This is a genomic window from Streptomyces sp. NPDC015125, from assembly GCF_043080045.1.
In the GTDB taxonomy this organism is placed as follows: domain Bacteria; phylum Actinomycetota; class Actinomycetes; order Streptomycetales; family Streptomycetaceae; genus Streptomyces.
Genome location: NZ_JBIBVF010000016.1, coordinates 98,892 through 110,892 on the forward strand (window position 1 = coordinate 98,892; position 12,001 = coordinate 110,892).

The 12,001-nt window shown below is 68.0% G+C and carries 12 protein-coding genes; 8 read left to right on the forward strand and 4 right to left on the reverse strand.

Annotation, left to right across the window (positions count from 1 at the left end; genetic code table 11):
* Positions 1–338: 338 nt before the first annotated feature.
* A complete protein-coding gene (locus tag ACF088_RS28045; protein WP_392378628.1) occupies positions 339–1,688 on the reverse strand; it encodes an erythromycin esterase family protein in 1,350 nt (449 codons plus the stop codon).
* 175 nt (positions 1,689–1,863) lie between these two features.
* Between ACF088_RS28045 and ACF088_RS28050 the strand changes: the two genes are divergently transcribed.
* A complete protein-coding gene (locus tag ACF088_RS28050) occupies positions 1,864–2,382 on the forward strand; it encodes a Tn3 family transposase (RefSeq protein WP_392378629.1) in 519 nt (172 codons plus the stop codon).
* A 2-nt stretch (positions 2,383–2,384) separates the two neighbouring features.
* Here ACF088_RS28050 and ACF088_RS28055 read toward each other — a convergent pair whose 3' ends face one another.
* The 3 genes from ACF088_RS28055 to ACF088_RS28065 form a co-directional block, all read right to left on the reverse strand.
* Entirely contained in the window at positions 2,385–4,064 is a 1,680-nt protein-coding gene (locus tag ACF088_RS28055; protein WP_392378630.1) for an IPT/TIG domain-containing protein, read from the reverse strand.
* A 352-nt stretch (positions 4,065–4,416) separates the two neighbouring features.
* Positions 4,417–4,620 carry a hypothetical protein gene (locus tag ACF088_RS28060; RefSeq protein WP_392378631.1) on the reverse strand — a complete coding sequence of 68 codons (204 nt, stop codon included), beginning with the start codon at positions 4,618–4,620 and terminating at the stop codon, positions 4,417–4,419.
* A gap of 301 nt (positions 4,621–4,921) precedes the next feature.
* Entirely contained in the window at positions 4,922–5,158 is a 237-nt protein-coding gene (locus ACF088_RS28065; RefSeq protein WP_392378632.1) for a hypothetical protein, read from the reverse strand.
* 752 nt (positions 5,159–5,910) lie between these two features.
* Here ACF088_RS28065 and ACF088_RS28070 point away from each other — a divergent pair.
* The 7 genes from ACF088_RS28070 (at position 5,911) to ACF088_RS28100 (ending at position 11,700) form a co-directional block, all read left to right on the forward strand.
* Positions 5,911–6,447: a hypothetical protein gene (locus ACF088_RS28070; RefSeq protein WP_392378633.1), complete on the forward strand. Its 537-nt coding sequence runs from the start codon at positions 5,911–5,913 to the stop codon at positions 6,445–6,447.
* Between the two features lie 390 nt (positions 6,448–6,837).
* A complete protein-coding gene (locus ACF088_RS28075; protein WP_392378677.1) occupies positions 6,838–7,131 on the forward strand; it encodes a hypothetical protein in 294 nt (97 codons plus the stop codon).
* Positions 7,086–7,247, forward strand: coding sequence for a putative leader peptide (locus ACF088_RS28080; RefSeq protein ID WP_392378634.1), 162 nt, complete (start codon positions 7,086–7,088; stop codon positions 7,245–7,247). Before ACF088_RS28075 ends, ACF088_RS28080 begins: the two co-directional genes overlap by 46 nt.
* A gap of 457 nt (positions 7,248–7,704) precedes the next feature.
* Positions 7,705–8,769 (forward strand): ABC transporter substrate-binding protein, encoded by a 1,065-nt coding sequence (locus tag ACF088_RS28085; protein WP_392378635.1) that lies wholly within the window; start codon positions 7,705–7,707, stop codon positions 8,767–8,769.
* A 4-nt stretch (positions 8,770–8,773) separates the two neighbouring features.
* A complete protein-coding gene (locus tag ACF088_RS28090) occupies positions 8,774–9,625 on the forward strand; it encodes an ABC transporter ATP-binding protein (protein ID WP_392378636.1) in 852 nt (283 codons plus the stop codon).
* Positions 9,622–10,713 carry an ABC transporter permease subunit gene (locus tag ACF088_RS28095; RefSeq protein ID WP_392378637.1) on the forward strand — a complete coding sequence of 364 codons (1,092 nt, stop codon included), beginning with the start codon at positions 9,622–9,624 and terminating at the stop codon, positions 10,711–10,713. Before ACF088_RS28090 ends, ACF088_RS28095 begins: the two co-directional genes overlap by 4 nt.
* A gap of 87 nt (positions 10,714–10,800) precedes the next feature.
* Positions 10,801–11,700, forward strand: coding sequence for a TauD/TfdA dioxygenase family protein (locus ACF088_RS28100; RefSeq protein WP_392378638.1), 900 nt, complete (start codon positions 10,801–10,803; stop codon positions 11,698–11,700).
* Positions 11,701–12,001 lie beyond the last annotated feature (301 nt).

Genomic DNA, 12,001 nt, shown 5'->3' on the forward strand with positions numbered 1-12,001 from the left:
GTCCGGGCCGGACTGAGCAGTTCCGGGGCCGGCTCGCCGACACCTTCGGCGAGCCGGCCCCGCCCCTTGCCTGTACCGGGTCCTTGCCTGCTCAGGGTTCTTCCCCTTACCGGTCTTGCCGTCGGCACGACGGGCTGCCAGTGGTCGCCCTCGGCCGCGTCACCGGCCACGCCGCAGCCGCCATGGCCCCGGGGGGGCCAGGACCCGCCACCCGGACCGGACCGTCGGCGGGCTTCTTGAAGCCCCCGGTGGAACCGTGCCGCCAGTGGCCGCTGGTCGCCCTGATCACCGAGCTGGCGACCGCCCGCGCCCGGTCCGCCGCAGCGGATGCCGGAGGCTCACCTCCCGATGGGTGACGGGGTGCCCAGCAGCCGGGCGGCGCCGACCTGGTGCAGATGGACGACGATGTCGTGCGACCGCGCGAGTGCGATCCGGTACTCCACCCCGGGCCCGGGATAGGCCGTGCCGATGCTCTTGGTGGGGCGGGCCGTGGCCAGCCAGGCGCGGGCCGCGGGCGGGGCGGTTCGCAGGTCCAGGACGTAGTCGCGGTGCCGTACCCGGTCCAGGGTGTACTCATTGCTGCCGGGTTTTGCGGGGCCCACGGTGTAGGCCCGCACCTTTCCGTCGTCTCCGGTGGCATTGAACGACCCCCGGTCGAAGGTCGTGCCGACGCTCACATAGCGCATGCCCAACTTGTCGCGCAGGAAGCTGCCTTGCATCGTGGGGTAGTGCTCCGGGTCAGGGGTCTGCAGGGCTACATGCGCATCATGAGCCGACAGCATGACCTTGTCTCCGGTGCGCTTCTGCCACCAGGCCACGTTGTCCGCCATGACCGCATCGCGGTAGCGCATGCCCGCCGCGCTCTGCCGCGGGTCGTCGAAGTCAAAGGCGTATCCCCTGGCCGTCTGGTCGATGGCGGTGGCGTGCTGTACGGCCCAGGCGTGCGCCTCCCCATCGGTTCCCGCGCCGGGCCGCTGCCGCTTGAGCAGGTCCAGCGCACGCCCCGTCCTGTGGGCGATCGCCTTCCGTTCGGCCAGCGGCAGCTTCTGATAACCGTTCATATAGGCATCGACGGTGGTCGTGGGCCGCAAGCCGCGATAGAGCTCGGCAAAGCGCGGCAGCAGCGACGGGTGGGCCTTGGCCACATAGGCGGTCACCTTGTCGTAGAGCTCCGGACCGGCGTACCCGAAGTCATCGCCCATGAACTGCACCGGATCGTGCGGATGCAGCCGGTTGTAACTGCGCATCCATCGCAGCAGGTTCAGGTAATCGGAGTTGTTCCACCACGAGTAGCTGTTCTGGAACTCCTCGCGCATGATCCGCCGTGGATCGCCCTTGCCGTGCAGCACATAGTCGTTGAGCCGTAATCCGGTGCTCCAGCTCCCCTCCAGGGCAAAGCTGCGAAAGCCCTTCTCCTCGACGAGGTAGCGGAAGACCCGGTGCTTCATGGCGAAGAATTCATGGGAGCTGTGGGTGGCCTCGCCCAGACCCACCACCCGGGCGTCCTTCACCATGCGGCCGACCGGACGCAGATCGTCCAGGTTTCCCCGGGGGTCGGTGGTACGCAGCGGGTGCGCATCGCGTTCCAGGGCGGGCACCGGCGACTGCGCCGAGGACGGGGGAGCGGCGGCGACCACCGCGCCGAGCGAAAGGAGCAAGGCGGCGAGAGCGGGCTTGTGTTGTCTCATGCCCCCAAGACTTCCTGCCGGCAGGGACGGCGACCATCCGCCCCGCCCCCCGGTCAGGGGTGGGGCTACCTCCACCGGCACTCCGGCCCGCCGCCGTACCGGACCTTCCTCTGCAGGGAGATCCCCCAGGCGCTCCACCTCATTCGGGACGGCTGGACGGCCAACCTACGAACCTGTGACCCGGGTTCCCCAACTCGCCGGCGCGGCCGGTTCCACCACGTCGGACGCGATGTACGCGGCGTACGCGGCGATGCTGGAGGTCGGCCGCGCAAAAGACCATCTTCGTGGCCGCTACCTGCGGCTGCGGGGCCTCCAGCGGGAGATCGAGGAGGGCCTGAACGTGATGGAGTCCTCCAACGGCGCGAACTCCGTGATCGCCTACGGCAAGGGCGGGGAGATCGCATCCAACCGGCGCGACGAGCAGGAGATGTTCGTGCTGTGCCTGAGGATTCTGCAATCGGCCCTGGTCTACGTGAACACCCTCATGCTCCAGGACGTCCTGGACGGGCCGGAGTGGGCGGATCTGCTCACCCCGGCCGACCGGCGCGGCCTGACGCCGCTGTTCTGGTCTCATGTATGTCCGTACGGCGAGGTCAACCTTGGCATGGCCGCCCGCCTCGACCTGGCGGCCACGGTGCCCGGCCCCCGCGCTGCGGGTGGTGGAGAGCCGGCCAAGGAGCGTACGGACACGTGAGGTCAGATGTCAGGCCCGGTGACGTAGGTGAAGGTTCCTGAAGGGGTGCCGCCGGGGCCTGTGACGGTGACGTCGACGGTGCCGTCGGTGCCGCTGGGCGGGGTGGTGGCGGTCAGGGTGGTGTCGGAGATGACCGCGAAGGTGGCCGGTGTTCCGTTGAAGGTGACCTGGTCGGTGTCGGCCAGGCCGGTGCCGGTGATGGTCACCGCGGTGCCGCCGGTGGTGGGCCCGGTGTTGGGGCTGACGCCGGTGACGGTGGACGGGTCGAGGTAGGTGTAGGACAGGCCGTCGGTGGTCCCGCCGGGGGTGATCACGGTGACGGCGACGCCGCCTGGCGCCGGGGCACCGGCGGCCCTGACGGTGATCTGGGTGTTGGAGACGGTTTGGATGACGGCTCGGGTGGCGCCGAAGTACACATTGATGGTCCCGGCGAGGTTGCGGCCGGTGATGACGATCTCCTGGTCGCTGCCTGCGACAGGGCCCGCGGCGGGGCTGATGCCGGTGAGGGCGGGGGGCGGCGTGTAGTAAAAGGTTCCCAGGGTTCCGGTGCCGCCCGCGGTAGTGACCGTCACGGGAACGGCACCGGATCCGGCGGGGGCGGTGACAGTCATCGAGGTCGCGGTGTTGGCGGTGATGACGGCCTGGGCGGTTCCGAAGTGCACGGCGGTGGCGTTGGCCAGGTGGTGGCCGGTGAGTGTCACGGGGGCCCCGCCTCCGGTGGAGCCGTGGTCGGGGATCACGGTCGTTGCCAGGACACTGACGGTGCCCGCGAGCGTATTGGTCACATACGCGTGCGTCCCGTCGGGAAAGAATGCGATGTCGGTCGGGCCGTCTCCCACACCGATGTTCTCCACGACGGTGTTGGTGGCGGTGTCGATCACGCTCACTGTGTCCGGTTCGGCGTTCGGCACGTACACGTGGGAGCCGTCCGGGCTGACCGCCGGCACACGCGGCTGGGCGCTGACACCGATCGAGGCAGTGACGGTGTTGGTGGCCGTGTCGATCACACTGAGAGCGGAGTCGCCGACGACCGTGACGTAGACACGGGTTCCGTCCGGGGTGACGGCCAGCAGGATGGGGAAGCTGCCCACGCTGATGGTGTCGGTGACCGTGTTGGTGGCGGTGTCGATCACGCTGACCGTGCCCGGGACCTGGTTGGCCACGTAGGCGCGGGTGCCGTCCGGGGTGATGACCACGCCGGTCGGCGCGTCACCCACGGTGATGGTGTCGGTGACCGTGTTCGTGGCGGTGTCGATCACACTGACGGTGGAGAAGCCGACGGTCACATAGACGCGGGTGCCGTCGGGGGTGATCGCCGCGACGGTCGTGGGATCGCTTACCACGATGTCTGTGATGACGGAGTTCGTCGTGGTGTCGATGACACTGACCAGGGCGGCACCGGAGAAGGTCACGTAAGCGCGCGTCCCGTCCGGGGTGATCGCCACGAAAGTCGGCCCGGCGTTCGTAGGGATGGTGTCGGTGACGGTGTCGGTGACGGTGTCGATCACACTCACTGTGTTCGAGTCACGATTGGCCACATAGGCACGGGCGCCGTCAGGCGTGAGAGTGATTCCCTGGGGCGTATCGCCTACGGGAATGACAGCCCCTGCCACGAACGCGGCTCTCAGCCTGAAGCCGCGTGCCTGAGCCGGCAGTGGCGAATGCGGTGCGAGGGTGAACATGACACTCCCTGAGGTAGGTGGGACTCTCTCTTGTCCCACATCCGGAGATGTCTGCTCCACCGCATGGGCCGACAGCGGGCAGGCGACCGGCCGAGACCGGACCGGCGACATACACACCGTGCGAAGTACCCTCCGGATGAAGGCTTTTAACATTCGCGTCATAAATCCGATTCTCCGATTACCGCTTTACCGAGAGCCGGTTCGCGTGACCGACCCCACCGAGGTTGGCCATCGCGGGGCAGCTGCGGCCTGTACCGCACCGCGGTGTTGGTGAATCGACCGATTGCTGAGCAAGATCGGCAAGCGGCGGCGTGCGGCTGGATCGGCGCCGGATCATGCCCATAAAACGGTGTCAGAAAGCCGATGTGCTCAAATACTCAAGGAGCACCCTTTTTGCGCGATCTGGCAGGTGCAGCCACCCCAAGACGACGACACCGCCGATCTCCTCGCCCCACTCCGCCACGGCTTGGTGCACGCAGTCACTCCACCGTTGGAACCAGTCGGGCAGTGCGAGCACCAGCCGGCGGGTGTGGTCGATCCAGGATTCCAGCGGCATCAACGTGCTGGATGCGTACGGCAATTACCGCAACTACGCCACCAATGCATCGATGTCCGTCACCCCGGGTCCCCTCCGTGTCACGGCGAGACTCTAGGGACGGACCGGACTGGACCGGACCGGACTGGACCGGACTGGACTGGACCGGGCCGGACCGCACCGGACCGCACCGGGGCCAGTGGCCACAGGAGTCCCGAGGGGCAGACGGGCGTGACGAGGGAATGGGGCGGAATGGGTTGGAACGGGGGTGATGCGGGGGTGGGCGGACGGAGGAACGAGCGTGACTGCGGGGGGTCGGCGACTACGAGGCGTACGTGCAGCCGTGCTCACCGTAATACCACTCGTACTGGCCCATCACCCACGGGTCCGCCGTGATCGTGAAGGTGCCGTGCGGGGCGGGGCAGTGGAACGTCGTGGTGACGATGTCACGACCCGGCGGAGGAGGCTCCGGCGACGCGGTGGCCGCGGAGGCAATGCCGGCGCTTCCGGCACCGAACAGTGCAGCGATAAACGCCATCGCGATGATCTTCTTCATCATGTCTCCCAGTTCCATCGCGTGCGGGAGCTGCCTCTGAGGACGATACACGCAACCACCCAATTCAGGACAAGAGGAAAAATCGCCCGATATGCAGGAGGGGTGCGCGGGCCCGGCCACTGCCGGGTCTCAGGGCCGGAGCGAGCCCCGGCCCTGAGGTGGTTCCTGGGTGGTGGCGGACCGATAAGGAAACGTGAGCCGCTTCGTTCCGGTCTCGGTTCCTGGGTCTCGGTTCCTGGCTCTCGGGTCTCTGGTCTCCGGCGACGGCAGGCGACTGCAGGGGCGACTGCGACGAGGCCGGCGGTGCATGATCAGGAGCAGTGTGGCGTGGCGGTGCTCGGCCGGCTCGACGCGCTCGTCAGCCTTTTCCGTCTGAGCGGCGGGGTCCAGGCCGGCCAGACCGCGAACGTGCTCCACCTTCCGGGCACCAGAATCGAGATCAGCTTGCAGAGCAGGGTTCAGCTTCAGCAGAGCCAGACGCTGGCGGATGCACTGGCGGATGCACGGGGGGATGCGCTGGATGCGCCTGCCATGACGCGCTGCCGCCCGCACGCAGTGAGGGGTATCGCGGCGCTCAGGAGGAGCGCGGCGGCGAAGTGTCTTCGTCGTCGAAGTAGGGAGAGGGGCATGCCGATCACCCGACGCATGAGGGCACCCTCATGCGTCGGCAGCGTCGCAACTCCCGTCCGCCGCTGACGACTCACGAACGGAAACAACGTCAAGTCGCGCCGGTGGCCGCGATATACCGTGTGGCCATGTCGGCGTTCATACAACAGCTCCCCGCCCTGATCGGTGTGGTGATCGGCGCCCTGGGATCGTACTTGGCGAACATGCGTGGCGATCAGGCCCGCTTCCGTCGCGAGCAGGCGGCCCGTTGGGAGGAGCGGCGCCTGACGACCTACGCCGACTTCGCCAGGGCGCTGAAGAAGAGTGTCACCCTGACGTACCGGATCGCGGCGCATCTCGGCAATGACCCTCACCCGCATCCCTTGTCACCCGAGGAAGCGGCGGCTCACCTGGCCGATGCCACTGATGCCCGGGATCCAGCCGGGGAGGCACTGTTGATGCTTGGCACCCCGGATGTGGTGGAGAAAGGCCGCGCATGGGTCGTCGTGGTGATGGAGATGGAAGGGTTCCTGCGAGACCGGACTCATAGCCCGGAAGCCTGGTCGGACCTGCTCAAGCGCCAACGCGCCACACGTGAGGGGTACTACGCGGCCGTCCGACGCGACCTGGCGCTCCCCCCTGGCCATTCCGGGGAATGGCGGCTTGCGCCGCCGCGGACTCCCTGAGGTCGCCCTGGCCCCCGGACCCCCGGAGCTTCCGCCCACGGCCCGCCACGCCCCTGACTGCGGTCGCCCTCGCCCACTCGCCTCCGAGCCTCCGCCGACAGTTGCCACGGTGGCGCAACTGTCCCGGCCGGCCTGCGGCACCGCCCTTAAGGTGACGCGAATACCGAGGTCGGGGGCGTGTGTCGCGCCTGACCCGACCGGCGAGGAACGCCGAGCGATATCGCGGCCCGGGTCAGGGCGCAGCCGCGTACCGAACCGGCCGACGGACGCGGTCCTCGCCTCCGTCGGCCCGACCGCCACAGCCATTCGGCAGCCGGGGCGCGTCTCCTACGCAAGCTCCAGTCGGCGCGTAGGAAGGTCCACGACCGAGGGTGCTTCCTGGCGTCCACGATGCCCGGCTGGCCGCAGCTGATCCTGAAGCTGGACGAGGGGCTGCCGCTCGTCGTGCACTTCCTCGCCGACGACCGGGAGCGGCGCCCTTCGGTGTCGCAGTCGCTGGTACGGGACCGGCTCGCCGCCATCTCCGAACCGGCGAGACGTGAGCCGTGCCGCCATCCGCTGAGCGAGCCGATCACCACCTCGGAACTGGCCGGCCGCATGGGCATCGGCTGCGATTGTGAACGAAATGCTGCGCGCGCATGGCGGGAGAATCAGAAAGTGAGACAAGGGCCCTCACCGCATTGACGTGGCTGAATTTCGCTGCCAGCCTCCCGAGTGTGAGTCACTCGGAGAACTTCACCGCACGCCTGCACGTCGATCTGCGACGCCAGGCCAGTGCCATCTGTGCCGCCGGTTGCTAGAGCTGCCGACCGGCGTCAGCGCCTGAGCGACCCCTGAATAAACCCGGTGCACTCACCGGCCTGGGATTTCCTCGCCGCCTGGTGATTCTCGCCGCATACCCCACCCGGAATCCTGCCGGGTTCGGGTGCACGAGCCGACTTGTTTCGCCCCACCATGCGTGCGCCTTTCCCCTTCAGTTTTTTCGCACCTCGGGTGGTCTTTACGCCCGCCGGAAGCGGAACTGTGGAGCTGGCAGGCCGCGGAGGACTTCGCTTGGACGTATGTCTTAGGCGCTCGACCACCGCCGCATCGGTCATCGTCCCGACCGCCGCCCCGCAGCGCACCCGGCATCTCCTACCGGCCCTCCATCCATCTCCCACCCGCCCCTCCATCCCTCCATCCCACCATCCCGAGTCCGTAACAAGCGCCGTACGCGTCCCACACCGCGCTCCACCCACCACTCGAACAGGACCTTCCATGGGCACGCTGATCACCCCATCGAGCCGACGACAGTTCCTCACCCTGCTGGGCCTCTCGGCGGCCGCGGTCAGCTGCGGCTCCGGGGGTGGCGGCGCGGCCAAGGACCAGACCAAGACCCTGCGATACCAGGGGTGGGCGGGGTCCGTCATCCTGCCCGAACTGGCCGAGGATCTCGGCTTCCTGGAGGACGTGAAACTGAAGTGGGTCGGCAACACGATCAGCGGGCCGCAGGACATTCAGTCGGCCGCCACCGGACAGGTCGACTTCGGCGGCGCGTTCAACGGAGCCGTCGTCAAACTCGCTGCCAGAAAAGCTCCCATCACGGCGGTCATCAGCTACTACGGCGTCGACAAGGCCGCATACAACGGCTTCTACGTGCTCAAGGACAGCCCGATCCACTCGGCCCGTGACCTGATCGGCAAGAAGGTCGGGATGAACACCCTCGGTGCGCATTCCGAGGCGATGCTCGACATCTACCTGCAACGCCACGGCCTGTCGCAGGCGGACATCAAGAAGGCCGAGCCCTTGGTGGTGCCCCCGGTCAACACCGAGCAGTCGCTGCGGCAGCAGCAGATCCAGGTGGGCGTTCTCGGCGACATCCTGCGCGACAAGGCCCTGCAGACCGGCGGCCTCAGACCGCTGTTCACCGACTACCAGTTGCTCGGCAACTTTTCCGCCGGCATCTATGTGGTGAACGACCGGTTCCTCAAGGAGAACCCCGACACCGCGCGCAGATTCGTCACGGGCGTCGCGCGCGCCATCGAATGGGCCCGCGCCACACCACGGGACGAGGTCATCGCCCGGCAGGTCGAGATCGTCAAGAAGCGTGGCCGGAACGAAAACACCGCCCCGCTGAAGTACTGGAAGTCCTTCGGCGTCGCCGAGAGCGCCGGGCGCATCACCGACCAGGAGCTCCAGTTGTGGATCGACTGGCTCAGTAAGCGCGGTGACATCGAGAAGGGCCAGGTCAAGGCGTCGGATCTCTACACCAACGAGTTCAACGCGTACAGCCGGAAGGACAAGCCGTCCGGGGCCAAGACGCCTTCCAAGAGCGGGAGCTGATCCCATGCCGGAATCCACCACACCCAAGATCGAGTTCGACCGGGTGCGCAAGACCTTTCCCGCCAAGAAGGGGCGGACCAAGGGCCGCGGCCCGGCGCACCGTGACGGCGAGTTCACCGCTCTGGACGGTGTCGACCTGCGGATCGAAGCGGGGGAGTTCGTCGCTGTGGTCGGCCCCAGCGGATGTGGCAAGTCCACGCTCCTGGACCTGCTGGGCGGGCTCACCCGGCCGACCGGCGGACGGATCCTCCTGGACGGGGAACCGGTGACCGGGCCCGGCCTGGACCGCGGCATCGTCTTCCAGCAGTACGCCCTGCTGCCCTGGCGCACCGCCCTGGGCAATGTCGAGTTCGGCCTGGAGGCGACTGGCGTACCACGCCGTGAGCGCGTAGCACGTGCCCGCGAATACCTGGACCTGGTCGGGCTCTCCGGATTCGAGAACCGCCACCCGCACGAGCTGTCGGGCGGCATGCGCCAACGCGTGGCCATCGCCCGCTCTCTCGCCTACGACCCCGACGTCCTGCTGATGGACGAGCCGTTCGCCGCACTGGACGCCCAGACCAGGGAGTCGCTCCAGGACGAACTGCTGAGCATCTGGCAGCGCACCGGAAAGACCGTCGTCTTCATCACCCACGGCATAGAGGAGGCCGTCTACCTGGGGCGGCGGGTGGCCGTCATGACCTCCCGGCCCGGCCGTATCAAGCAGGTCGTGCCCATCGGCTTCGACTCCCGCACGGAGACGGACGACCTGCGGTCCAGCCCCGAATTTGCACGGTACCGACACGAGATCTGGACGCTGCTGCACGACGAGGTGACCAGGACCCAACTGCTGGAGAAGGAGGAGGTCTCCGTATGAGCCTCGCAAGCGGTTCGAGCACTCGGCGCAAGACCTCTGAGGAGCTCAAGACCTCTGAGGAGCTCAAGACCTCTGAGGAGCTCAAGACCTCTGAGGAACTCAGGGCTCCGCAGGAACCCAGGCCCCCGCAGGAACCCACCAGGCCCCCGCAGGAACTCAAGACTCCGGAGGAACTCAAGACTCCGGAGGGACTCAAGACCCGGGTGGCGCTCTCCGCGCCGGCCAACGCCACGCCGTCGGCATCCAGCGAGGAGCCCGCGACCGCCCTGCCGATCGCGCTGAGCAGGCCGCGGCCCCACCGCCCTCCCCTGCTGCCCCGCATCCTGCGCGCGGTGCTGACCGGCGCCACCAGGTCGGCGGCGATCGTCGCCCTGCTGCTCGCGTGGGAGCTGGCGCCCCGCTTCGGCCTGGTGGACCGGACCTTCCTGCCGCCCTTCAGTGAGGTCGCCCAGGCGTGGTGGGGACTCGTTGCCAACGGACAGCTCGCCGACAACGCACAAGCGAGCCTGCTGCGTTCGTTCACCGGATTCGGTATTGCCGTCGCCGTGTCCGTACCGCTGGGCCTGCTCATCGGCTGGTACCGGCCCGTCGCCGATCTCCTCAACCCGTTGCTGCAGGTCTTCCTCAACACCGCCGCCCTGGCCCTGCTGCCGGTGTTCGTGCTGCTCCTGGGCATCGGCGAGACGTCAAAGATTTCCATTGTGGTGTACGCATGCGCGTGGCCGATCCTGTTCAACACCATCAGCGCGGTACGCACCGTCGACCCCACCCTGCTGAGGCTGGCGAAGTCCATGGACCTGTCCGCCCCGCGGCTGTTCCACAAGGTGATCCTGCCGGCCTCGGTGCCGACGATCTTCACCGGAATCCGGTTGGCCGGAGCGGTGTCCATCGTCGTCCTGGTCGCCGCCGAGATGGTCGGTGCCAAGGCCGGTCTCGGCTATCTGATCAACGCGTCCCAGTACAACTTCGCCATTCCGCAGATGTATGCGGGCATCGTCACGATCTCCGTCATCGGCGTGGCCTTCAACCAGCTGCTGGTGGCGGTGGAAATGCGGCTCAGCTCGTGGCGCGTCCCCGCGACGAGCTGACGCCCCTCCCTCAACCCACCTGGATCCCACGAACCTCCCTGCCCTTCACCTCCTGAGATGGCCGAAACCCCTGAAAGGAATACGCACATGAGCACCAGCACAGGCTTCGACATCCGCCGGATCGGCGGACGCATCGGCGCTGAGATCGTCGGCGTCGATCTCGCCGCCGACCTCGACCCGGCGATCGTCGCCGAGATCAACGCCGCTCTGCTGGAACACAAGGCGCTGGTCTTCCGCGGCCAGCAACTGGACGACGCGGCCCAGCTGCGCTTCGCCTCCCTCTTCGGCGAACTCACCACGGCCCACCCCACCGTCCCGTCCGTGGAAGGGCAGCCCCACATCCTGCCCGTCGACGGGGACGAGGGCATCCGCGCCAACCACTGGCACACCGACGTCACCTTCGTCCGCACACCCCCGAAGGCATCCACCCTGCGCAGCATCGTTGTCCCGCCCTACGGCGGCAACACGCTGATCGCCAACTCGGCCGGTGCCTACCAGGACCTGCCCGAGCCGCTGCGCGAGCTGGCGGACAAGCTGTGGGCGGTGCACACCAACGCCTACGACTACGCCGCCCCGAAGACCGACAAGGCGGCCGAGCACCGCAAGCAGTTCGTCTCGCGCACGTATCGCACCGCCCACCCGGTGGTACGCGTGCACCCCGAGACGGGGGAGCGCGGCCTGTTCATCGGGGGCTTCGCACAGACCATCGAGGGCCTGAACCCCTCCGAGTCCCGGGATCTGCTGCGGATCTTCCAGTCGTATGTGACGCGACCGGAGAACATCGTCCGGGTCACCTGGACACCGGGTGACCTCGTCCTCTTCGACAACCGCAGCACCCAGCACTACGCGCCCGACGACTACGGAGACCTCCCGCGCCTGCTGCACCGCGTGACCGTCGCCGGGGACGCTCCGGTGGGCCTCGACGGCACCTCCAGCCGCGCCCTCGAAGGCGGTGACGCGAGCCACTACACACCCGCCGTGGCCTGACGGCTCACGGGCCCGTCTGGCCGCCGAGATCCATGTCCCTGCACCTCCTGGGGCCCCTGCACCTCCTGGGGCCCCAGGAGGTGCAGAGGGGGTACACCGGCACTCAGCCGCGTGCCCATGCTGCTTCCGCTTCCGCTTCTGCTTCCGCCGCCGCGGCGGAGAACACGCTGAGTGGAGAGGTGCATCCATCGGGTGATCGTGGGTGGCCCGGCGCCACCCGACTGATGGCGATGCGTGCTCCCCCGTCGACTCTGCGTATGCCTCGTGCGCGATTGTGACGGGGCCGATAGCGCGCTCGCGG

Bases quoted from the DNA above. Each gene is read 5' to 3' on its own strand.
- ACF088_RS28045 (WP_392378628.1), bottom strand. From the start codon at position 1,688: ATGAGACAACACAAGCCCGCTCTCGCCGCCTTGCTCCTTTCGCTCGGC.
- ACF088_RS28055 (WP_392378630.1), bottom strand. From the start codon at position 4,064: ATGTTCACCCTCGCACCGCATTCGCCACTGCCGGCTCAGGCACGCGGC.
- ACF088_RS28060 (WP_392378631.1), bottom strand. From the start codon at position 4,620: ATGCCGCTGGAATCCTGGATCGACCACACCCGCCGGCTGGTGCTCGCA.
- ACF088_RS28065 (WP_392378632.1), bottom strand. From the start codon at position 5,158: ATGATGAAGAAGATCATCGCGATGGCGTTTATCGCTGCACTGTTCGGT.
- ACF088_RS28070 (WP_392378633.1), top strand. From the start codon at position 5,911: ATGTCGGCGTTCATACAACAGCTCCCCGCCCTGATCGGTGTGGTGATC.
- ACF088_RS28075 (WP_392378677.1), top strand. From the start codon at position 6,838: ATGCCCGGCTGGCCGCAGCTGATCCTGAAGCTGGACGAGGGGCTGCCG.
- ACF088_RS28080 (WP_392378634.1), top strand. From the start codon at position 7,086: ATGGCGGGAGAATCAGAAAGTGAGACAAGGGCCCTCACCGCATTGACG.
- ACF088_RS28085 (WP_392378635.1), top strand. From the start codon at position 7,705: ATGGGCACGCTGATCACCCCATCGAGCCGACGACAGTTCCTCACCCTG.
- ACF088_RS28090 (WP_392378636.1), top strand. From the start codon at position 8,774: ATGCCGGAATCCACCACACCCAAGATCGAGTTCGACCGGGTGCGCAAG.
- ACF088_RS28095 (WP_392378637.1), top strand. From the start codon at position 9,622: ATGAGCCTCGCAAGCGGTTCGAGCACTCGGCGCAAGACCTCTGAGGAG.
- ACF088_RS28100 (WP_392378638.1), top strand. From the start codon at position 10,801: ATGAGCACCAGCACAGGCTTCGACATCCGCCGGATCGGCGGACGCATC.